The 25,003-nt window shown below is 45.9% G+C and carries 12 protein-coding genes; 5 read left to right on the top strand and 7 right to left on the bottom strand.

The window, feature by feature from the left end; genetic code table 11:
- Positions 1-21 precede the first annotated feature (21 nt).
- The 7 genes from AC23N5_RS20880 to AC23N5_RS20850 form a co-directional block, all read right to left on the bottom strand.
- The gene (locus AC23N5_RS20880) at positions 22-1,674 is read right to left on the bottom strand and encodes a hypothetical protein (RefSeq protein WP_487757106.1); all 1,653 of its coding nucleotides are present in this window, start codon (positions 1,672-1,674) and stop codon (positions 22-24) included.
- Positions 1,675-1,808: 134 nt separating this feature from the next.
- The gene (locus tag AC23N5_RS20875; RefSeq protein WP_487757105.1) at positions 1,809-3,338 is read right to left on the bottom strand and encodes a DUF4394 domain-containing protein; all 1,530 of its coding nucleotides are present in this window, start codon (positions 3,336-3,338) and stop codon (positions 1,809-1,811) included.
- A gap of 164 nt (positions 3,339-3,502) precedes the next feature.
- Entirely contained in the window at positions 3,503-5,926 is a 2,424-nt protein-coding gene (locus AC23N5_RS20870) for an exo-alpha-sialidase (RefSeq protein WP_487757104.1), read from the bottom strand.
- A gap of 69 nt (positions 5,927-5,995) precedes the next feature.
- The gene (locus AC23N5_RS20865) at positions 5,996-7,480 is read right to left on the bottom strand and encodes a capsule assembly Wzi family protein (protein ID WP_487757103.1); all 1,485 of its coding nucleotides are present in this window, start codon (positions 7,478-7,480) and stop codon (positions 5,996-5,998) included.
- 129 nt (positions 7,481-7,609) lie between these two features.
- On the bottom strand, positions 7,610-8,818 hold the full coding sequence (locus AC23N5_RS20860) for an acetyl-CoA C-acetyltransferase (protein WP_487757102.1): 1,209 nt from the start codon (positions 8,816-8,818) through the stop codon (positions 7,610-7,612).
- 77 nt (positions 8,819-8,895) lie between these two features.
- Complete coding sequence (locus tag AC23N5_RS20855; RefSeq protein WP_487757101.1) at positions 8,896-11,823, bottom strand: T9SS type A sorting domain-containing protein; 2,928 nt, start codon at positions 11,821-11,823, stop codon at positions 8,896-8,898.
- Positions 11,824-11,877: 54 nt separating this feature from the next.
- Positions 11,878-12,438 (bottom strand): hypothetical protein, encoded by a 561-nt coding sequence (locus tag AC23N5_RS20850; protein ID WP_183978104.1) that lies wholly within the window; start codon positions 12,436-12,438, stop codon positions 11,878-11,880.
- Positions 12,439-12,512: 74 nt separating this feature from the next.
- Here AC23N5_RS20850 and AC23N5_RS20845 point away from each other — a divergent pair, with 74 nt between their 5' ends.
- From AC23N5_RS20845 to AC23N5_RS20825, 5 genes are all read left to right on the top strand, one after another.
- Positions 12,513-13,124, top strand: a complete 612-nt coding sequence (locus tag AC23N5_RS20845; RefSeq protein WP_487757100.1) for a fumarylacetoacetate hydrolase family protein — start codon at positions 12,513-12,515, stop codon at positions 13,122-13,124.
- A gap of 203 nt (positions 13,125-13,327) precedes the next feature.
- Positions 13,328-15,355: a M23 family metallopeptidase gene (locus AC23N5_RS20840; protein ID WP_487757099.1), complete on the top strand. Its 2,028-nt coding sequence runs from the start codon at positions 13,328-13,330 to the stop codon at positions 15,353-15,355.
- A gap of 16 nt (positions 15,356-15,371) precedes the next feature.
- Entirely contained in the window at positions 15,372-16,136 is a 765-nt protein-coding gene (locus tag AC23N5_RS20835) for an alpha/beta fold hydrolase (protein ID WP_183978107.1), read from the top strand.
- Entirely contained in the window at positions 16,133-16,834 is a 702-nt protein-coding gene (locus tag AC23N5_RS20830; RefSeq protein ID WP_487757098.1) for an SAM-dependent methyltransferase, read from the top strand. The genes AC23N5_RS20835 and AC23N5_RS20830 overlap by 4 nt, the downstream gene beginning before the upstream one ends.
- A gap of 397 nt (positions 16,835-17,231) precedes the next feature.
- Positions 17,232-24,971, top strand: a complete 7,740-nt coding sequence (locus tag AC23N5_RS20825; RefSeq protein WP_487757097.1) for an SdrD B-like domain-containing protein — start codon at positions 17,232-17,234, stop codon at positions 24,969-24,971.
- The last annotated feature ends 32 nt before the right edge of the window (positions 24,972-25,003 follow it).

The raw sequence follows: 25,003 nt of genomic DNA, 5'->3' as shown, positions 1-25,003 counted from the left end.
AGGTGGATTATTGAACAGACACTAGCGGGCGACATAAATTTTTACACTATCTATTTCGGCTTTGAACACATAATTATCGGCAACAAATTTGGCCAATTCGGGATAGTTTTGGTGCCCATATTTTTTGGGGTCATTCATCCAAATGGTTTTACTGGTGATGGCATCAACAAACACTTTTGGCTTAGTCCGTTGAAGGTCGCGTAGGTAACGTTGATAATAGTCCGACTGTAAAGGATGTTTCATAGCACTCCGAACCGAATGGTTTTCGTTGACTCCTTGGGGCATTTGGGTTTCAACATGGTATTCGCATGACCACCCCCAGACGGCCAAATAATCGCCTGGTTTTCCATATTTTAAGATAGTTTTACTAACATCTCCCAATTCGTTTTGACGAGAATACGCAGTTTCATAAACATTAAGGGGGAAGTGATTGACCAGACGCTTAATTCCATCCCCCAAAAACACTAATTGAGTCAGCAGTACCCCCCATTTCCAAATGGAAGGGAAGGTGAGTTGTTGGAGAAACAGCCCCGTCAACAAACAGCCAGGGATAATAAAGTACAAAAAATGGTGAGGGTAAAAGCTGCCCGTCCGTATAATAACCGCTATGACCATTAAGAAAAAACTGAACATCATCGGCCAAAAATAGTAGTTGCTTTTGGTTACTTTGGTTAGGACTGTTTTTGAAAAAAGCGTGAAAAAAAATACGAATCCAAGTACTAAAAATGGAACAAACCAATAGTTTAGCTCCGCAGTTTTTTTGTAAATGATAAAGGGAAAACGTACCAAAAAAAGCCAGGGGCTTCGATACGACTCATCGTTAAAATGCACTTTTAGCTGTGCATTGCCCACGATGTAATAAAGGAAAAAGTCGTCAAGTAGCCCATTTACTTGCATGTATAATAACCATATCCCCGCCACGGCAAGTACACTACCAGACACAATAGCTGCGTGAAGAACCCATTTTTTCTTTTTTAACATAAAAAGCAACACCAAACTCCAAACACCAAGGATAAAAGCCAAGGGAATAGCTTGTATTTTGCATAAAACAATCACGGTGATTGAGACCCCAAAAGCAATCAATTCGGTGATGGTATAAGTTTTAAGATGCCCCCAGCGAACAAGAAGAAAGATGCAGTAGCTCAGTAAGATACTCGCAATTCCCTCGCTGTAATAATGAATATAGTTGGCATCTTGGGCAAAACTGACAAAGGCAATCGTGGGGATAACGGCTAGTTGGGCTAGGTAGGTTGGTACTAAATAGTTGAGGGCTTTGTAGAGGAAATAAATGGCTGTTAACGTAACAAGCCAACTCAGTACATGAGCAGTGTGAAAGTTGAGTGGAAAGCCCAGCAAATGAACAAGTGTCAAAAGATACGTATTGATAGGCCCGCTTGTAGTTGGATCAAAAGAACGATAAATTAAGGGGTCAACTGTTAGCGTTAAGCCTTGAGCTAACATTTGGCTTTCATCGGGATTGAGAGGGAGGTTGTACAGAAAAATGGGCAGGCGCATAAATCCAGAAAAAAGAAAAAGCGCTGATATGAAAAAAAACTCACTAAAGGGGCGCTTCTTTAAAATGAGCCAAAGGGTAAAGCTTCCTAAAAAAATATGTCCAATCAACCACCAAAAAATAGGAGAACCGCCGAAGTCGAGCCAACTTGTAAATTGCATAGAATACGATTTGTAATCGCAGCAAAATAACGAAAAAATACTTTATTGATAAAATAAATCGGTATTTTGCTAAAACAAAGAGCCATCGGAGGGTTTTCTCCGACGGCTCTTTATAAGAATACTGTATCAGGAAATTAAAACCCTAATCCTAAGGCCATTCCGCGAAGCATTGGGTTGCCTGGGATAGCAGCACCACCCGTTGCAGCACCTGTGGTTAGGTTGACAGCATAAACGCGTGTTGTACCACCCGAACGGAGTAGCGCGTAGGCCATGCCACTCATGCCACCAATGTCAAAACCATTTCCACTTTCGGCTTGGATACCAAGTGAACCAACAGGAACAAGTGTGCCGTTGTTTGGTGGGTTTTGGGTGTATAGCATGGCATTACCGCCCGTTGTTTCAATGTTGTACAGGGTTGTCGTAGTAGCACCTGCAAAGTTGTTGGTATAAGCAGAAGCTGTCACACTTGGTGTACCTGGGTTGATATTGCCATCAACTGCCACAGTCACGCCAGTATCGGGGTGTAAACGAAGGTTTTGGCCTGTGTTGCTCACGACGCGAATGCGGTCAACGGTTGGGTTAAAGTCAAATCCAAAATCTGTACCTGACAAAGTAGAAGCAAATGGCCCTGCACCTACTACCGTGGCGGCGCCGTTTGAAGTATTGATGGTATAAAGGCGGCTAGTGCTTCCTAGTGCGTACAATTGACCATTGGCAGGACGGAAATCAATTCCCAAAACCATTTCACCCGACTGCAAACCTGTGATGGCTTTCGTGATAGGCATTGGGTTCATTGGGTTGAAAATGTGGAGGTTATTCGTATTGTCAACCGCGTAAGCTGTAGGCTCCGTTGGAATGGCAATACCGATAACGTTGCTAGGTAAGTCACCTAATTTCTGCATACGACCTGTCATCAAATTGACTTGCTGTAATTCAGTGTTTCCGCCAAAAGTAACCGATGCAATGGCGTTTCCGTCAGGAGCAATGTCAAATCCACCCACTGCAGTAATGTCTAAACCCAATGAGCCTACCTCGGCCAACGTACCGTTATTAGGTGGGTCTTGGCGATAAAGGCGGTCTGTGGCAGGGTCGATGTCATACAAAACAGTCGTAGTCACACCTGCTTTATTGTTGGTATAAGCACCTCCAGCAATCATTGCACCTGCTGCACCGTTGATGTTGCCATCTACGGCTGCTGTTGCACCCGTTTCTGGGTGAAGACGAAGGTTTTGTCCTGCTTCAGTAACAAGACGGATACGGTCAACAGTTGGGTTGAAGTCTAAGGCTACCATTGAACCATTGAGTGCAGGAGTAAACGGAGCAGTACCAATGGCACGTGCCACACCTGTCATCTGGTTGATAACATAAATGCGGCTACCGTCGCTGACACCGTATAACTGTCCCGTAGCTGGACGAAAATCAATGGCTAAAATACGTTCCCCTTGCATCAAGCCTGTGATACTGACAGTCGCAGTAGGGGCGTTGGTTGCCCGTACATTGAGGGCTAAAAGCTGATTAGATGAAGTCAAAGCGTAAAAAGGCGCATCGGGTAAAGTTTGAGGATTTGGAGCCATGCGGTGGTCTTGGCAGGCATTGAAAACAAAGACCGCAACGATTGCCGCCATTGCCGAAAGGAGGAGACGTGATTTTGGTGGATAAGTCATGACTTAAGTTAGTTTTGCTAGTTGGGTTGTACATTTATTTCTAAACTGTATGTATCTACGCAGAACTACCTTTTCTGGATTTAAGCGAAGGAGAAATTTTCAAAAAAAACCTCTCGAAAGTTCCAAGACTTTCGAGAGGTTGACTGTAGTGAGCCGAAAATGTCTTAATATACTTCTATCTCAGAAATAACTGGGCAAGCTTTTGATTCTGTGATACTTACTCGTATTTTTTGAGTTGTAACAGGGGCAAGTTTAAGAATACGCTTGTAACCAATGGTCGTAGCGTTGGCGATTTTTTGCCATTGACCATTTTGCCAAGCTTCAACCGTAAATGCTTTTACCCGTTGACCCAATTGGATGTGTTCTTTCAACGTTACATATTTCACGGTTTGTGCTTTGCCAAGGTCAATTTCTACCGAACCTGTGGTTACGTCATCGTTGGTGGTCCAGTAGGTATTTTTATCGCCGTCGGTGACGTTTGAGGCTGCATAATTCGCTACTTTACCACGGTGCGAGCTCGCCGTTGCTTTGGTTTTTAGGGCTAAATTGGTTTTGAACTCACGGTCAATCATCTCTTTCCAACCTGTCAACGCTTTGACGTCGTTTTCGTGAATCAAGCCACGGCGGTCGGGCGGAACGTTCAATAATAAGGTTGAACCTCTTCCCACCGACGTGAGGTAGATGTCGAAAAGGTTTTCTGGTGTGCGAACTTTCTGGTCTTCTTTGGCGTGATAAAACCAGCCTGGACGAATGGAAACATCAACTTCCGCAGGAATCCAGTGCGTTCCGTCGGCCGAACCTGTATTTAACAATTTTTCGATTCCACCTTTGCCTGCGTAGAGTGTATCAGGAGTGATTGAATTCCAGTTGGTTTCGCCCGCAATACCGCGTTCGTTTCCGACCCAACGCACCCCAGGACCCGCATCGCTGAAGAAAATTACTTCGGGGTTAAACTGGCGTACCATTTGGAGCGTGGTTGGCCAGTCGTAATACGTCCGTCCATCAATGCGGCGTTTCTCGCGTGAGCCGCCGTAGTAGCCATCGCCACCGTTGGCTCCGTCGAACCACATTTCAAAGATAGAGCCGTAGTTTTCAAAAATCTCTTTTAATTGGTTGCGGTAGTATTCCACGTACCCAGGTTTGCCATACTCGGGGTGGTTGCGATCCCAAGGCGACAAATACACCCCAAACTTCAAACCGTATTTTTTACAAGCCTCCGCTACTTCTTTTACCAAGTCGCCTTGTCCGTTTTTGTAGGGGCTGTTTTTGATGCTATGTTCGGTATATTTACTGGGGAACAAGCAGAAACCATCGTGGTGCTTGCTGGTCAAAATCGCTCCTTTAAAACCTGCATCCTTCAACGTTTTAATCCATTGCTCAACGTTGGTTTGGGTAGGGTTAAAAATAGAAGGTTTTTCGTCGCCGTAGCCCCATTCTAAATCGGTGAAGGTATTGGTAGTGAAGTGAATAAACGCATTTTGCTCCATTTCGTGCCAACCCATTTGGGCTTTTGTCGGCGTTGGGCCTACGGCTTTGGGAGGCAATACGTTCGGAATGTCCAATACCACGTATTTTACCTTGGTGCGATGATGGGTATAGGTAACGTGAACGAGTCCATCGCTACTTTGGATGATAGCAGGGTAGCTAAATTCACCTTTTGGTTCATCTTCAAACACGTAAATATCGCGCCATTCTTTGCCGTCGGTTGAGGCAGCCAAGCGTAATTTCTGACGACCGTTTGACCATTCTTTGCCGCGTGTTAAGGGATTATAAACAATCAATTGCGTGCCGTTTTTGAGCGTAACAGCATCCGTGCCTGAGTTAGGGTTAGGTAATGAGGTGCCTGCTACTTTCGACCACGTTTTTCCGCCGTCACTCGACCATGTTTCTACCACTACATTTTGGCGACTACGGCAAAGTAACTGCAATCGGCCGTCGGGATAGGTAAGGATACTTGGCTGAATAGCTCCAAAAGAGCCATTGTCAATCATGATTTTTTGCCAATTTTTACCGTCTTTGTCGGTTTTTTCTAGGTAAACGTTCCAGATGTTTTCGTCATTACTCTCGAAACTCGTCGGGTGAAGGATGTCACCGTTGGCCAATTGCACCGACTTGTTTTTGATGGGGCCGAGAAAGCCTTCGGGTAGTTTTTCGGCCTTCGACCATGTTTTTCCATTGTCGGTTGAGGTCATCACCATGCCCCACCATTGGCGAGGATTGGGGCCTACTTTATAATAGAGGAAGAGTTTTCCTGCTTTGCTTTTGAACAAAACAGGATTCCAAGTAGGGTGACGTGTACTGGCGTCCATCACGCCGTCTGCCATTTTTTTAGGCGCACTCCATTTGCCATTTTTAGATTCTGACGTCCAGATACACACATCTGGGTGGCGTTCGTGGGTTCCGCCAAACCAAGTAGCCATCAAATGGTGTTTGCCTAATTCGACAATGCTTGAGGCGTGGCATTCGGGAAAGGGAGCAGTTTCGTAGATAAATCCTTCTTTTATGAGCTTGACTGCAGGAGTTTGGGCTAGGAGAGAGGACGTAAACGTTGTGAAAATCACAACGAAATTGAGCAGTTTTAAGCGCATGGGCGAATACGTGTGGTTAAAGTAAAAGGTAGATTTGGTTATGAATGCGCAATTTACCTTATTTCTACTTTACCACGACTTACAAATCCCAAAATATCCCCCAAAATTAGGCACAAACAGTTCGCCTTGGTCGTACGCCAACGAACCTTTGACAGACGTTTTTGACCAACGATTCAGGCGTATTTGGGCCGAAACTAAGCCCGAAAACTGATAAAAAGTACGCGGATTTACCCAGCCATAAGCACCCAAATTTTGGCTATACGAAAACCGAGAACGCACCGTAAGTTGCTGTTTGTATTGCCATTCAGTGCCAATGTAGCCCACGCGCAAACGGTTATTAGGGAAAAAATATCCAGGGGTCAAAACCGAATTGTTAGGCTGAATTGTTGCCCGAGGGGCGATGAATGGCGTCCCTAGGGTGAAACCGTTGTACGACCAGCCTTCTAAGTATTGGCCATGATTAAAGTAATTGTCAGCGCCTTGGTATTTCGACGTTGTGCTGTATTGTTCGCCACTTTGGTTAGTGGTTGTGAGGTATTCAAGTACAATGTGTTTGAGAAAAAGCGGATGTGTGCTCGAACTTTTGCGTAGCCAGCGTAGTCCCGTCAGTCCGTCTGGTCTATTCTGTAACGCGAGCCCAGAGGCATCTTCGTAGGGGTGTTGGTGGTAAAGAAACACTTGAAACTTCGTAGTTTTCCATTCAATACCAAGGTCGTAGCTGCCGAGGTGATTTCCAATGCGATTGGCTCCGTCGAACGAATTGAAGCGGTCGTTGGAATAGTCATCAGGATACCGCCCCGTGACCAGTGAAAGGTAGTCTTGAAACGTAGTTGGAAGAGAACCGTTGACGGCTGCAGGCGAATTTTTTAAATAATCGGCATGACCTCCCCACTGAACTTGATGGTTGATTCCTGCATATAACCGAAGCGGCCAATGCGGTTTGCCAAATCGAACGTAGAATTGTTTTTGGTGAAAATAGGCTTGATTGATGTAAGAGGCCGTAAACCAGCCGTGGGCGTATGCTCCCTGAAAAGCCAGAATATGTTTCAGGAATCCCAGCGAAATGAACCCGTGCGTTTGAAGCTGAATTTTGGGAAAAGGCATGGCATTGCCCGACCACGCATAAAAACCCGAAGAAAGCGTGCTGTCGCCTAAACCGATGACCTCACGTTGTCTGCCTGCCAAAAGCTCTATTTGTTTCCATTTAAGTTTGGCATAAACTTCGGGCCACAGCAGGGTAGTGCCGCCTTGGGAAGAACCAAACGTACGGTTTGCCACAAAAAATGCCCCCGCTGCCCAGTCAAACGCCGAACGACGCGTCGAGTCTGTACGGTAATCGCGGTGCGGATTGACTCGTAATGTTACAAAAGGATTGGTTTGGGGAACCATTCCGTATTGATTACTTCTGAGCCAAAAGGGTGTCTGGGTTTCGGTAGCAAAAGCTGCGCCTGCCTCCAAATCGTAGGAAAACTGGTTGAAAGGCTTGTAAAGTTGGGCTTGAAGCGGTGCCCCAATGCCTAGAAAGATGAATATAAGGAGGTAAAGTAGCCGCATAGAGACATAAAGTTAAAGAAGACAACAATATGTACGATAAAATGGTCGCTCCAGTAACTTTATGTTTATGTTATTTTTTGCAAAAATGAAAAAATCGGGTTGTGAGCAACCCGACCCCAAAATGTTTTTCTAATTGACACGTTCAAAAATGGTGGCAATGCCCATTCCGCCGCCAATGCAAAGGGTAGAAAGACCAAATTGTTTATCAGAACGTTCCAATTCATCAATCAAGGTAGCGGAAATAATAGCCCCCGTTGCGCCTAGCGGGTGCCCCAAGGCAATTGCTCCACCGTTGACGTTGACTTTGGCATGGTCAACGCCCAATTGCTCCATAAAAAACAAAGGAATGGCGGCAAAGGCTTCGTTTACTTCAAACAAATCAATGTCATGGATGCTCATACCTGCTTTTTTTAGCACTTTGTGGGTGGCAGGCACAGGCCCCGTAAGCATGATGGTTGGCTCTGAACCAACGATAGCAAAGGCTTTGATTTTGGCGCGTGGGCGCAGACCGAGTTGGTCACCGATTTCTTTTGAACCAATCAAAATTCCAGCAGCACCGTCCACAATTTGAGAAGAATTTCCTGCATGGTGAACGTGATTAATTTTATCAATTTCGGCATATTTCATCAATGCCAAAGCATCCAGCCCCATGCTTCCCATCATTTCAAAAGCAGGTTTTAAAGCCGCCAAAGAGTCAACAGTAGTGCCTGGGCGAACCCCTTCGTCGCGGTCGAGGAGGGTAATGCCTATTTCATCTTTATAAGGAACAAGTGATTTGGCAAAACGATTGTCCTTTTGAGCTTCTTCGGCCCGTCGGTAAGATTCGGCCGCGTAGCTGTCAACGTCGCGGCGAGCGTAACCGTATTTGGTCGCAATCAGGTCGGCCGAGATTCCTTGGGGAACGATGTTATGACGGGCCACAATCTGAGGGTTCATAAACAATGCCCCGCCGTCGGTTCCCATCGGTACGCGACTCATGGATTCGACACCACCAGCAACAATCATATCAACTTGCCCCGACATCACGTAAGCGGCGGCTTGGTTGATGGCCTCTAAGCCCGACGAACAAAAACGGTTGAGCTGCACACCTGCCACTGACTCGGCATAGCCTGCTTCAATGACGGCCGTACGGGCAATGTCGGCTCCTTGCTCGCCAACGGGCGTGACGCAGCCCATGATGACGTCATCGACAAAACTGGTATCAAGTTGGTTACGTTCTTGTATTGCTTTTAGAACAGATGTAAGCAGTTGAACGGGTTGAACTTCGTGCAAAGAACCGTCCGATTTCCCACGCCCGCGAGGGGTACGAACTGCGTCATAAACAAATGCTTCGGCCATAGTTGAAGGGAGATGAAAATGGTATTAGACAATTTTTTGTAAATGTAATACAATCTTGTCAACGAAAGAACCACTTTTTAACGGCTTATCACGATGCGCTTTACCTGACTGCCTACCCGCAAAAAGTAAGTTCCGTTGGGAAGATGTTGGACGTTGACAGTCATCCGATTATTGCCAGTAACTCCCATGGTATTGGTCGTATTGAACACCATACTTGCGGCGGCGTTGTAGATTTCAAACGATACGGGCTTGGGCGCTGATAGCGTAAAATCGACGGTAAGTAGCGTTTGAGCTGGGTTCGGATAAACATTGACCACATCGCCCGATGGGTTGGAGGTGGTCACCGAAAGTAATAAATCTGATTTTTTAATAGCTTGAAGCGCATACCAAAGGGTTTGGTCGGTGCTTTGAGCAAAGGATACATCGAAAGTATTGGGCGAGGAGGGAAGCACATCACTCGTTGATAATACCTGCCCTGTCGTGGAAAGCTTGTGAATACGTAGCGCTTCAGCAGTAAGCGTCAATCGGGCTTCAATGGCCAAGGGGCGCACCGTAGTTGGAGACGTTCCCCAATTGTTGTTGACGGAAGTGTTGGTAGCGTTCCAAACCATTCCTGTGTTTTGGGTTTGGGATGCAATGGTAATCAACGAACTGTCGGAATCTGCCAAGGGTTTTGAATTGAGTGATACCCACGTGAGTGCGCCAAATTCGCTGGCTGATTTGAGGGTAAAATTGCCCACTTGCGTATTGGGGGCGTCTTTTAAAAAGCCCGTAAGTGTCACAAAACGAGGGGTATTGGTGGTTAAAAGACCCGTTTGTGTGTTTAGTGTGGTTTGTTGGGTTGATGTTTGAAATGTACCATTGCTTACGTTTGGAAATGCCTGACTGCTGAGCCCTTGGGCATGGTGGTAGGTATTTGTGCGCAGCGAATGCGTAAGTTGGAGTCGAAAATCGTAGGGAACGTATTTTCCCCAACGGCCGCTGTTATCGTTTTCAAACGACCAATAAATGTCTTTTTCGGAGTAATTGACCAACGTCGGCGTGGCTTCGGTAATAAGGCCATTCCGAAACGCCCAGGCGCAAGAGGGAAACAAACTCATGGTGCTGTGGTCGCGGTGAATGGAAAAATAACCTCCTACTTTATCGGCTGCCCAAGTGCTGTTGACATCGCTATTGTATTCAAAAAACATGACCCCATCCATGCCGTGAAAAGCACCGTACGCAGCCATGGCAGGTACCATTTCGGCGCGGTAGCGGTTGGGATAGCCGTGGTTGTACTCACTGATGGTGATGGGTTTGGAGGCCAAGGGTATTCCCGAAAAAACGGAAGAAATGGCGCTAAAATACGCATTTTTGACCATGGGCGTATTAGAAATCACCCAGTTGGATGCATCCCAAGCCACACCAGGAAACTGGGGGTGATCCCAGTAGCTGTGGTCGTCGTAGTAATCCATTGATTCGTGCTCAAGTCCTTCTTGGACACCCGTGAGGGCGTTGGTGCCCGTGATGGGTGCTTGGACGTTGAGCGTAGTTCGTAGAAAAGTGCGCATTTCTTCCATAAACTTCTTTTGAAGTTGGATATAAAATTGCGCCAAATCAGCCACGCGTTGTTTGGAATAATTGCCCCTGTCACGGTAGTCCACCCGTTGGATGTTGCGAGTGGCGAGGTTTTCTCCCGCTAGAAAAGCCGTACGCGTCGCTTCCTTTAGAGAAACATTTTCGAGCCAAACCGTGGTGCCGTTTGGTAAATTACCCACCTGAAAAGCCAAGCGTCCTTTGCCTGCCAAATCGTCGCTTGATACAACGTTGATTTTGAATAATTGCCAAGCCGTGGTTAGGTTGAAATTTTGTCCGCCGTACCAAGTATAGGGGGAATCATCCCGCATGAGCGACACACTCAAAACGGCCGCTTGGTTGGCTTTTGCCCAAAACTGAATGGTGTAGGTGGTGTCTTTTTGCAAGGAAAAACGGAGGTACTTAAACTGCAAATGCCACGTTTCGGTGCCTTTGTTTGTGACCGTTACTTTGGCTGATTTACTGCCTGACTGAGCTTGCGTATTGTCTAACGTAGCGCTTGCGGTGGCTCCTGCATTTTGCTCCATCGCCCAGTTGGTATTCAACGTTGCGCCTTCAAAACCGCCATCGGTTACTCTTTCTGTGATGTTAAGGCTCGATCCTTGCCAAGCGGTTTGCAGGGTGGCTTGGGTTTGATATTTGGTGACCAAAAACGCATTCCAAAGGCTATCGAGCCTCACTGCCTGACGGTAGAGCAGAGAACCACCATCTTTTCTTGACTTGAGTTGGTTGTCTTCCCACATGCCATACAACGAATTTTCGTTGATGATTTCAACCATGGCCAAACACGGATCTTCAGCGAGTTTTAAGCCTGTGTAAGGGTTGACGTGGCCTAACAATTGGGTAGCGTATTCTTTTTGAAGCGCAATCAACTGAGGGTCAAAAATGGTGACTCCTTTGGCAAAATCCAGCAGTGAATCGGCATTGGCAACGCCGTCGGAAGTCTTGAACGTCCGTGAAACGTTCAAGTTCATATTCGTATAAATAGCGTTCTTTTTCAGCTCATTGATAAAAAAATCAAGGCGGTCGAGGGTTGTTGAATTTAAGGTTCGGGTCGATTGCCCTGAAACAAAAATACTGCCATCGTTTCCTCCCCACGGATTATCTAAGTGGTGAAAACGTACCAAATTGATGCCCATTTTACGGGCATGGGTTGCGACGTCGGGGGCGGTGGTTTTGGCAGGGAAAGCAGCGGCGGAAGTAATATTGACGCCCCAAAAACGAAAAGGTTGACCGTTGACGATGAAGTTGCTGCCATTGACCGAAACGCGGTCTGGGTTGCCAATGGTTTTCGCGGGAAATTTTGGCAAAAAAGCGGCATTACTTCCGTCGTTGTAGGGAAACGAAAAGTTGAAACCGCCCGTAAAGTTTTGACCAAAAGACGGGAAGTAAATACATACAACTAAGAAGAAGGAAAGTAGCTTTTTCATGCCGTTAAAGATTATAGTTGACGTTCCAAGTTTTTTAAAACTGGGAACGTCTTGTTAGTTGCCCAAAAACATACTTTTGAGACAATTCCAAAGCGCACGTTTGTTTTTGTCGTCACTCTGCACAATGTCGAGCGATTCTGACAAAAGGAAATTGACCCCCGCGATTTGCTTGGGGTCGTAGCGATTCATCATGATTTCCAAGTTGATTTGGATAAATGGAACGCCAAACGATATAATATGGTGTACTTTCTTGTTTTGGAGCAACGGACGAAAATCCATCTGTTTGGCCCCCGATAAGTTCAAAATATCCACCCCATCGAGGTTTAAGTTGACCGCCTTGAGTACTTTTTCCAAGAAAATGGTATTACTCGGCGACATCCTTGGCGACTCGTTAATTAAAATTAACACCTGATGGTTGAGGTTGGGCGTCTCAAAAGTCGGTGGAGGAGGGGTGGGAGCGGCTACAGGAGCAGGAGGCGGTGGTGTAGGCGCCTCCGCCACGGGCTCTTCGACCAAAGACGTGGCGACCTCTTTGACTATTTTTTCTATCGCCTCTACTTCTTGGGCACGATAAAGCGTTTCGTTTTGGAACAGGAGTTGATAAAATGACTTCATTCTACAAAGCTAAGAATAGATTTCCTTTTACGGGAGGTAGTCCGTAGTTTTGTGGGCGTAAAATCCAGAAAATTATGAAAATCATTTGCATAGGCCGCAACTACGTTGATCATATTCACGAACTTCAAAATGCCATTCCCGAAGATCCCGTCATTTTCCAAAAGCCCGACACGGCGTTATTGAAAGATGGGGCCGCATTTTATTTGCCTGATTTTTCCCAAGATGTTCACCATGAAGTAGAGATTGTGGTGAAAATCAGTAAGATGGGTAAAAACATTGACGAAAAATTTGCCCATAAATACTACGACCAAGTAGGCATTGGGATTGATTTTACCGCGCGTGATTTACAATCAAAGCTAAAAACCAAAGGCTTACCGTGGGAATTGGCCAAGGCATTTGATGGTTCCGCCCCAATTTCCGACTTTGTTTCAAAGGCAGAATTTGCGGATATGCAAGTCATCAATTTCCATTTGGAAGTAAATGGTGAAACGCGCCAACAAGGCAATACCTCGTTGATGTTGTTCAAAATAGACTACATTATATCGTTTATATCTCGCTTTTTTACGCTCAAAACAGGAGACTTGATTTTTACGGGTACGCCCAAAGGAGTAGGCCCTGTAAAAGCAGGCGACAAGCTCACGGCTTTCGTTGAAGGTAAAAAAATGTTAGAATTTGAGGTTAAATAAAAGGTTTACGGTTTAAAGTGCCGTCGGTTACAATAACCGACGCGAGGTTTCTCAAAACCTCGTGAATTGAAAGTAGCAACTCAAAACAGGAAACTGTAAACCAAAAATTGTCAGTGCCGTCGGTTACAATAACCGACGCGAGGTTTCTCAAAACCTCGTGAACTAAAAAGTAACCCCAAAAAAGAAAACACCAACGTTAGTACATGGTTATAAAACGCATTCTCGTACCGTTTTTCAGTATCCTTTTTGTCATTGGAAGCTTTGCTCAAAAAGCCAGCTTTCCCAAAGGCTATTTTATATTTCCGATTTCTCCTGGGCAAAAAAATACCTTGGCGGGAGTATTGGGTGACTTGCGCGCCAATCACTTCCATGCGGGGATTGACGTCCGCACCCAGCAACGCGAAGGCTTGCAAGTGTTGGCCGCTGCCGATGGGTATGTTTCCAAAATCAAGGTTCAAACAACAGGTTATGGCAATGTGATTTTTATCAAGCACCCCAACGGCATGACCACCGTCTATGGGCACTTGTTGTCGTTTGCCGACCCCATGGGGAGTTATTTGCGGGAAAAACAGTACGAACGCAAAACGTTTGAAATAGAAATCAACCCGTCGCCCGAGCAATTTCCCGTTCAAAAAGGTGAATTGATTGGGCTGTCAGGAAATACAGGAGGGTCGGGAGGACCGCACTTACACTTTGAAATTCGGGATTCAAAAGACAATTACTTGAACCCCCTGTTCTTTGATTTTGCGGAGGTAGAAGACGATGTTCCCCCGTATTTTAATTCGTTGGCCATTCGTCCGATGTCATTGATAAGTCGTGTCAATGGCGAGTTTGAACGAATCAGTGTTCGGCCTGTTCGCCAAAAAGACGGGAGTTATAGCATTGGTCAGACCGTGAAAGCTTGGGGGGAAATTGGGTTAGAACTGATTGCCTTTGATGCCATGAACGGTGTCAACTTTCGCAATGGTGTCAATTGTGTTGAAATCAAATTGGACGGGAAAGAAGTGTTTGCTTACAACATGACGTCGTTTCCCAGCTGGAGCACCCGCGACTACAACAATGTCATCGACTACGCGACCGAACAACGCAACGGACTTCGTTATTTAAAATGTTATAACCCCGATGGGAACTTGTATGGTCTCCAAAAGACGGATGGCTATCGGGGAAAACTTCAAATTCGGGACACGCTGACGCACGAAGTACAAGTGACGCTTTTTGACTCCTACGAAAATTCGTCGATACTGCGATTTAAGGTAAAAGGAGAACTTACAGAGGAGCTTATGATGCCTTTGGGAGAGCCAGAACAGGCACCGAGTTTGGCATACATCAAAACGGATGCGACCGAAAACGTTTTAAAAATAAGTGCGTTGGGGTTGTCGCAAGCCGTTCCCGCAGAAATTTTCAGTAAACGTGCTCCCTTGCAGCTTTCACCTGCCTACAAATCAAACGGAGAGACGGTTTATTTGCTGGATTTACGCGAACATTTGCCCGATTCGATTCGGATTGGTAACAAACTACTTCGTACCGATTTTCGGCAACGCATTCGCCCCGACCGAATTGAAACGTATAAAGAAGACCGCTTTTCTATTCGTTTTGGTAATAAAAGCATTTTTGATACGCTGTATTTAGCCGTTCAGTCACGCCCCAATGGTTTGATTATCAACGATGTCTATACACCACTTCGGGATGCGATAGGGGTGAACTTTCGACCTGATATTTTGCCAGAAAACCTTGAGAAAACCCACATGTACCGCTTAGACGGCGGACGCATGAGGTTTGTCGGGGGAAAGTGGGAAGGCAATTCGATTGATTTTACTACCCGTGAGCTGGGGAGTTTTGGGTTGGCAACGGACGAGGCACCGCCTGCGGTTCGGGTGATTCAAGCCAATAAAAAAAGCATTTCGGCCCGAATCTCAGATGGCATGTCGGGTATTGAACGTTTTGATGCCTACGTCAATGGCGAGTGGGTCTTGATGAATTATGATTACAAACGCAGTTATATTTGGTCGGACAAACTGGTGGATTCCCTCGATTTTGAAGGTACGTTGCGCTTAGAGGTGCGGGATAGAGCGGGGAATGTAGCGGTTGTTGAAAGCGAAATCAAAGAAGCGGTAGTTCGACCTGCCACAGCTTCAAAACGCACCAAATCAAAAGCCGTCGCTGGGCGTCGAAAAAAAGCGGCTAAAGCGACGGGCAAAGCAAAAAGATCTTCCAAAAAACGTAAGCGATAATTAGGCAGTTAAAAATATGCAACTTTTTTTTCGTCAAGTAGGCACAGGGCAACCACTGGTTATTTTACACGGACTGTTTGGGTCGTGTGATAACTGGTTAACAATAAGTAAGGTAATCGCAGAACAAGGGTTTTCGGTCTATGCCGTCGATCAGCGAAACCACGGACGTTCGCCTCATGCCCCCAGCCATACCTATCCCGAATTAGCGACGGATTTGCACGATTTTTTACAACAAAATAACATTGAAAACCCGATTTTAGTAGGGCATTCGATGGGTGGGAAAACGGTGATGCAATACGCCATGCTGTATCCTGACACGTTCAGTAAATTGGTGGTGGTTGACATTGCTCCCAAGTCGTACCCCGTTCATCATGCCGAAATCTTAAAAGGGCTAAGTGCCGTTCCGTTGACCGAAATTCAAAACCGCAACGAAGCTGAGGCCATTTTGAGTCAATACGAACCAAGCCCGTCGGTACGTCAATTTTTATTAAAAAACCTGTACCGCAACGAAGAAGGGGTGTTTGCGTGGCGCATCAACTTACCCGTGATAAAACAATACATCGAGTTGATTGGGGCGGATTTGGAAAACACCCAAACAATACGAACACCTACGCTTTTTATTCGAGGTGCGGAGTCGAGGTATATCAAAGATGCTGATTTCTGGACCATCCAGACGCTTTTCCCGAATGTGACCCTCGATACCATCGAAAACGCAGGGCATTGGGTACAAGCAGAGCAACCTGAGGCTTTCGTAAAATCGTTGATGAACTTTGCCAAATGAAACTATACCTAATTCCAACACCTCTGGCTGAGGGGACAACGCAACGTGTTTTGCCAGCCCATGTACCTGAGGCCGTAAAAGATTTGGAGGTGTTTTTTGCCGAAGAGTTGCGCACTGGCCGCCGTTTTGTGAGTAGTTTGCGCTTGGGAAAAACCATTGAAAACCTCACTTTTTACGAACTTCAAAAAAATACCCCTGAGGCGGATACCTTGGCGCAACTGAAGGCACTGTTGGCCGAAAACAAAGATGCGGGTGTCATGTCGGAAGCGGGCTGCCCAGGCGTTGCTGACCCAGGTGCTGTAGCTGTAAAATATGCGCACCAATTGGGCATTGAGGTCGTGCCATTAGTTGGGCCTTCGTCGCTATTGTTAGCATTGATGGCGTCAGGCATGAGCGGACAATCGTTTGTTTTTCACGGTTATTTGCCCATCGACCGAGCTCCGAGAGGAAAAGCCGTCAAGCAATTGGAGAAAGAAGCAATAGCCAAGAGGCAGACCCAGATTTTTATTGAAACGCCTTATCGGAACAACCAAATGATGAAGGAAATACTGGCACAATGCCAGCCAAATACCCGTGTTTGTGTTGCTTGCAACGTGACATCACCAGAAGGATTTGTCAAAACGTTGACAGTAAAACAATGGAAAACCCAGGTACCTGAGCTCCACAAAAAACCGACCGTTTTTTTGTTGGGAGAATAATTAGAAGTGGTATTGCTTATTTTTTTTAGGTATCGTCTAAACGATACCTTTTTTGTTTTGTAGGAAAAATTAATTTAGAAATCCTCTTTTATTGAAAAAAATCTAAAAAAAAGGAGATTTGTTGATTTTTTTAGAAAATAACAATGATAAAGGTATGTTTTATTGGTGTAAAAAAAGTTGCATATTGTCATTGGTAATTATTATGGGTATGTAAAATAATTATTTATTTGCTGTAGGTATATTTTTGGCATAAAATTTGTCTATTTTATTGGAGATGTGTTCTCTTTTAAATTCAAAAATTAAGTCAAATATGTTAAAAATATACCCTTATTGTGGTTTAAAAAAGCCTCTAGTAGTATCAGTTCAAGTTGATTTTGCTAATAAGTGGCCATTTTTTTTGAGCCTATTATGCCTTGTAATCTACTCCTTTGCTGCTAATTCGCAAGTTTCGGGGACTGTTTTTAAGGATTTTAATGCAAATGGTACATACCAGACATCAGGTACCCACATTGAAATAGGGATGCCTGGAGTGATTGTTAATGCAACAAAACCAGATGGTGCCGCTCTAACAGTCTCATATACAGGAGGTGGCTCTTCTACCAATTCCACGGGCGCATATACTGTAACTGGAGGAACTGCGGGACAAATTCGTTTGGAATTTGTAATGCCTGATACCTACACTTTTGCTTCAAAAGGAGCGATTGGAAATACTACGGTCATTTTTCCAACGTCCGCTCAAACGACAGTTAACTTAGCTGTAAACTACCCCGCAGACTATTGTCAATCGGCTCCTTCTATGGTAATTCCTTGTTACGTTGCCAACCGCCCTCCTACTGGTGCCGCAGATACGGATGTGCTTGTAAAATTTGCATATTCAGCATCAGGCACTACCCATGGTGCAGACCATGTGCCGCTGGCGGATGCGGGGGAAATTGGGTCAACGTGGGGAATCGCTTATAACCGAGAATCTCAACTTATTTATGCCGCATCTTTAATCAAGCGACATGTAGGAATGAAAGATAATAATAGCGACGGCAAAGATGATATAGGGGCTATCTATTCAATCACTCCGTCAGGTACAGCCACATTTTGGCTTGACTTGGCAAGTTTAGGGGTTGATGTTGGGTTAAGCCAAATGCCTACAATTGCAGCCCGTGCGTTACCTAATACCCTACTGGGTCCCTCGCGTGATAGTGATATTTTCCCGCTAATCGGTAAACTTGGGCTTGGCGATATTGATATATCAGACGATAACAAACAGTTGTTTGTGGTCAATCTTTTTGATAAAAAAGTATATACTATCGACATTGCAACCAAAACATTGGTTGGGTCGGGGATTGCTATTCCAGATGCCTGTTCTGGTGGAACTGCACGTCCGTTTGCTTTGACCTATCATAAGGGCAAGTTGTATGCGGGAGCTATTTGTGATGCCTTGACTTCACAGGCTACCAGCGATTTAAAAGCAAGTGTATATCGTTTGGATGGTTCTACATTTACAAACATTCTTTCATTTCCACTTAATTACCTCAAAGGTCCTGCTTTTTGGGACCGTGACCATGGTTCCGTTAAATACGGTACTCAGTGGAATCCTTGGAGAGATGTGATGCTTCCGATGATTGGGCTGAATTATCCAGATCCCAATACAGGACAACCCCAAAACAATCCAGTGTATCCGCAACCTATCTTAGCTGACATTGAGTTTGACGTTGATGAAGCAATGATATTGACGTTCAATGACCGCTTAGGCCACCAAACAGGTACATTGAATTATAGTACAGACCCCAGTGATACAAAATTATACAGCAGCGTAGTGGGGGGGGATATACTACGAGCGGCATTGGTAAATGGGTCGTATGTGCTTGAAAGTAATGGTACCTCTGGAGGAGTGACCACGACAGGGGCAGGCAATGGTGAAGGGCCTGGAACATTGAATGGAACAAATACAGGCTATACATCGCCCGCAGGTGAATTTTACGTGGGTGATAACTCTTTGGGGTATTATCATGGAGAAAACGTTCAAGGGGGGAGCGCCCTCTTCCCTGGAAGAAGAGAAGTAGCTGTCCCTGTAACCGATCCTATAAATGCTTTTTCAGGCGGAGTATTCTGGTTGAGCAATACAGCGGGGACAACTAATAAGTCGTATGAAATTTTTCCATATAGTTATGATAACACCCTGTTTGGAAAGTCAAATGGGCTAGGGGATCTGGAATTGATGTGTGACAATCCGCCTATTGAGATAGGAAACCGAGTTTGGGAAGATACTGATAACGATGGGATTCAGGATGCAGGGGAAGCTGGTATTGCCAATCTTACCGTAACTCTTTGTGACAAAAACGGGGTGGCTATTCCAGGGGCGGTGGCAACGACAGACGCTAATGGAAATTATTTCTTTTCTTCTGCGTCTGGGACTGGTACTCCCTCTGCAATTTATAACATATCTCTTGCCTTCAATACACAATATATTCTAAAATTTCCAACTACATCAGGTACAAAAACGCTAACTGTTTCAAACACTGGGTCAAATGATCAGTTGGACTCTGATGCTGCTTCAGACGGGAAAGTTGCTTTTTCGACGGGCTATGCAGGGCAAAATAATCATAGCTTTGATGTAGGGTACGGAACATGTTCGGTCGTAAAACCCGTTGTTGAAGACGCTAGTCGTTGTGGAACAGGCACCCTTACAGCCACAATTACCACAAACTGTACTGGCGGCTCTACTTTGAAAATTTTTAGCGATGTTGGTTTAACAGTGGATGTAACGTCCTCGTTCACCATTGGGGCTACTACCCTTACTAGTCCTAGTATTTCTACAACGACCACGTATTATGCTTTGTGCCAATTAGATGCCTCATGCAAAAGTACAAGCGATGCTTTTGTATTAACGGTTGATGCAAAACCGAATGCGGCAGCTAGTCAAGCCACAGTATGCGCAGGAACAAGCGTAACTTTGACAGGGACATCTCCAACGACGGGGACTTGGACAGCTCAAGGGAATAATCCATCGGGTGGGACACTCGGTGCTACTACCTCAGGGGTTGCGACCGTTAGCTTTGCAACTACAGCAAGTGGGGATTTTAATTTTATCTACACTGTTTCTGGATGCTCTGATACGGTTAAAATTTCTGTAAACGCCAAGCCCGTGATTGCCGATGGCAGTGCGACACTTTGCGCAGGAGAATCGGTGGATTTAACATCAAAAATTACGAATTACGGCACGTATTTGAGTCCAGTTTGGACGGTAGGGACTGTTGGCGGCACGGCGGTGACAACCCCAAGTTCAGTAAAACCAGCCTCTACGACGACCTATGTGTTGGTTGCCCAAAACGCGGCAGGCTGCAAGGATACAGCGAACGTGGTGGTAACGGTAAATGCCAAGCCAAATGCAGGCAAAGACACGACGTTAGCCTGTGTGAACGCAGCAAATAATACTTTGGCTACAAGTTATACCTTATCACCAAGCCCAGCGGGTGGCACGTGGACTCAGGTTGGTACGACACCCGCCACGGCGACGATTTCTGGCAACAACGTGACGAACATGAGTGTAGTAGGCACGTACCAATTTATTTACACGACAACATCTGGATGCAAAGACACGGTAGCGGTGACAGTTGCGCCATGTGCAGGTTGTGTGAAGCCCAATGCAGGCTCTGATGCGGCTTCGGTATGTCAACCAACGGCCACGGCGAAGTTGACGGCCGTGACGGCAGGAGGGACATGGGCTCCAATTGGCAGTCCATCCAACCCAAGTGCAGCGACGATAGATGTGAGTGGCACCATCAGTGGTTTGAATGCAGCAGGGACGTATAAGTTTGTGTACTCGGTGACGGGTGGCGGTCAAACATGTACTGACACGGCACAAGTAGTTGTCTTGGCCAAGCCTGTCATCGCCGATGGCAGCGCGACACTTTGCGCAGGAGAATCGGTGGATTTAACATCAAAAATTACGAATTACGCCACGTATTTGAGTCCAGTTTGGACTGTTGGCGGCACAGCGGTGACAACGCCAAGTTCAGTAAAACCAGCCTCTACGACGACCTATGTGTTGGTTGCTCAAAACGCGGCAGGCTGCAAGGATACAGCGAACGTGGTAGTGACGGTAAATGCCAAGCCAAATGCAGGCAAAGACACGACATTAGCCTGTGTGAACGCAGCAAATAATACTTTGGCTACAAGTTATACCTTATCACCAAGCCCAGCGGGTGGCACGTGGACTCAGTTAGGAACGACACCCGCCACGGCGACGATTTCAGGCAACAATGTGACGAACATGAGTGTAGTAGGCACGTACGAATTTATTTACACGACAACGGCTGGATGCAAAGACACGGTAGCGGTAACAGTTGCTTCTTGTGCGGTCTGTACCAAACCGAATGCAGGAGCAGACGCGGCTTCGGTATGTCAACCAACGGCCACGGCGAAGTTGACGGCCGTGACGGCAGGAGGGACATGGGCTCCAATTGGCAGTCCATCCAACCCAAGTGCAGCGACGATAGATGTGAGTGGGAACATCAGTGGTTTGAACGCAGCAGGGACGTATAAATTTGTGTACTCGGTGACGGGTGGCGGTCAAACGTGTACTGACACGGCACAAGTAGTTGTCTTGGCCAAGCCTGTAATCGCCGATGGCAGTGCGACACTTTGCGCAGGAGAATCGGTGGATTTGACATCAAAAATCACGAATTACGGCACGTATTTGAGTCCAGTTTGGACGGTAGGGACTGTTGGCGGCACGGCGGTGACAACACCAAGCTCAGTAAAACCAGCCTCTACGACGACCTATGTGTTGGTTGCTCAAAACGCGGCGGGTTGCAAGGATACAGCGAATGTGGTGGTAACGGTAAATGCCAAGCCAAATGCAGGCAAAGACACGACGTTAGCCTGTGTGAACGCAGCAAATAATACTTTGGCTACAAGTTATACCTTATCACCAAGCCCAGCGGGTGGCACATGGACTCAGGTTGGTACGACACCCGCCACGGCGACGATTTCTGGCAACAACGTGACGAACATGAGTGTAGTAGGGACGTACCAATTTATTTACACGACAACATCTGGATGCAAAGACACGGTAGCAGTGACAGTCGCGCCATGTGCAGGTTGTGTGAAGCCCAATGCAGGAGCAGACGCGGTGTCGGTATGTCAACCAATTAGTACGGCGAAGTTGACGGCGGTGACGGCAGGAGGGACATGGGCTCCAATTGGCAGTCCATCCAACCCAAGTGCAGCGACGATAGATGTGAGTGGGAACATCAGTGGTTTGAATGCAGCAGGGACGTATAAATTTGTGTACTCGGTGACGGGTGGCGGTCAAACGTGTACTGACACGGCACAAGTAGTTGTCTTGGCTAAGCCTGTCATTGCCGATGGCAGTGCGACACTTTGCGCAGGAGAATCGGTGGATTTAACATCAAAAATTACGAATTACGCCACGTATTTGAGTCCAGTTTGGACTGTTGGCGGTACAGCGGTGACAACCCCAAGTTCAGTAAAACCAGCCTCTACGACGACCTATGTGTTGGTTGCTCAAAACGCGGCAGGCTGCAAGGATACAGCGAACGTGGTGGTGACGGTAAATGCCAAGCCAAATGCAGGCAAAGACACGACGTTAGCCTGTGTGAACGCAGCAAATAATACTTTGGCGACAAGTTATACCTTATCACCAAGCCCAGCGGGTGGCACGTGGACTCAGGTTGGTACGACACCCGCCACGGCGACAATTTCTGGCAACACCGTGACGAACATAAGTGTGGTAGGGACGTACCAATTTATTTACACGACAACATCTGGATGCAAAGACACGGTAGCGGTAACAGTTGCTTCTTGTGCGGTCTGTACCAAACCGAATGCAGGAGCAGACGCGGTGTCGGTATGTCAACCAATAAGTACGGCGAAGTTGACGGCGGTGACGGCAGGAGGGACATGGGCTCCAATTGGCAGTCCATCCAACCCAAGTGCAGCGACGATAGATGTGAGTGGCACCATCAGTGGTTTGAATGCTGCAGGGACGTATAAGTTTGTGTACTCGGTGACGGGTGGTGGTCAAACATGTACTGACACGGCACAAGTAGTTGTCTTGGCCAAGCCTGTCATCGCCGATGGCAGTGCGACACTTTGCGCAGGAGAATCGGTGGATTTAACATCAAAAATCACGAATTACGCCACGTATTTGAGTCCAGTTTGGACGGTAGGGACAGTTGGCGGCACGGCGGTGACAACACCAAGTTCAGTAAAACCAGCCTCTACGACGACCTATGTGTTGGTTGCTCAAAACGCGGCGGGTTGCAAGGATACAGCGAACGTGGTGGTGACGGTAAATGCCAAGCCAAATGCAGTTCAAGATATTTTGGGAACAAGTGCAGTTTGTACAAGTGTCGGAACGGTTGCTTTGTCAGCATCCCCTTCAGGAGGTACCTGGAACCAGTTAGGTTCAACTCCAAGCGTTGCGAATGTGACAAATGCGGGGGCTGTTTCGGGCATGACCTCTATCGGTATTTACCAATTTGTTTATACCTTAAATGGCTGTATTGATACTGTATCGGTAGAAACCAAAAATTGTGCAAAAGGTAGCCTTGGAGATTATGTTTGGAAAGATGAAAATAACGATGGTTTGCAACAAGATGTTGAAGTCGGAGTCAATGGAGTGAAAATGATTCTGTGGTCTGTTGTAAATGGCGTTGCAACCACTAAGCTAGACAGCGTTGTAACTTTTAATAATGGTGTTAAAAATGGCTACTATTCATTTGCTAATCTATCTCAAGGCGACTACAAAGTGCAAATGGATTTACGTACAATTCCAACAGAGTGTGCAGTAAGTAGTAAGCAAGATGCAGGTATTGATACCAACGACAACGACTTCACTGAGATGGGATGGAGCCCAACAGTAACCATAGACCCGACGAGCTCAGGTATTGCAAAAGATAATCCAACAATTGATGCGGGTCTAATTATAGCTTGCACAATGTCAAAAATCACGATGTCTAATTTGCCAATTTGTTCTTCTGATTTACAGACCTATACAATGACGTTCTCTGTCCAAAATCAATTGGGGGTTGTTAAAGTGAACAAAGGTGTTCTTTCGGGTAATAACCCTTATACAGTGTCAGGAATTCCTTCTGGAGCGTTAGTGACAATCACCGATAGCTTGAATTCGGTATGTAAAATGGATACAGTGATTATCGGTCTTAACTGTAATTGTAATCCTCCTCTTCCAACAATCGCGATTCAGAGTTTAACGGCTTGTATTGGTGATACCTTCCCAACGTTGAAAGCAACCGTTGTAGGATTAGCTACGGTGGAGTGGTATAGCCAACCAACGGGAGGAGTATTGATGCATACAGGTTTGGATTTCAAACCTGTCGGTACGATGGTTAATAGTATCTTTTTTTATGCTCAAGCCCGAAGCACTGACCCTTCTTGCCCAACGGCCATTAGTTCGAGTCGAGTCTCAGCAACAATCAATGCACAAAGTTGTATTGACACAGTTGATGTAGCTTTGAAGAAGCAGATTAGCAAGAAAGTAGCACGAATTGGCGACGTGCTTACGTACACAATAAAAGTGTATAATCAGGCATCTAAAAATGCAACTGGGGTTTCTGTAAAAGATAGTATGGCATCAACCGTCGAATTTGTGGTAGGAAGTATCGTGGCTAGTCGAGGTACTGCAAGTTTTGTGAATAATACAATTAGTTGGAACATTGGTTCATTAGCGGCAAATGGTGATACGGTTATATTAACGTATCAAGTTAAAGCTGTTCAAATGGGTATTCATTTGAATGTAGCTGAAGTCTGTACGACCAATGAAAAAGACGTAGATTCAACTCCTTGCAATCACAGAGACTCAGAAGATGATATTGATCGTCAATGTTTTACAGTGCCTATTTCATTATGCACAGGTAGCAAAATAGAAGCACGTGTCTCTGATACCTATGTGAACGTCAAATGGTTTAAAGACGGAGGAATTGTACCAGTGGCAACGGGGAATGTAGTGTTATTGAGTGAAATTGGAACCTATACGTTTACAGCAGATAGTCAAACTTGTCCAACTGAAGGTTGTTGTCCAATCATCATTGAAGCGTCAAACAATTGCTGTCCCCCAGCCGTATGTGTTCCTGTTACAACTCGAAAAATAAAAGGGTAAAAGTATAGTTTTTCAAAGAAGTAAAAAAGGTA

Source organism: Runella sp. R5_40 (assembly GCF_057652295.1).
Note: the sequence above shows the minus strand (reverse complement) of the source record. Positions and strands in the feature narration are given on the sequence as shown.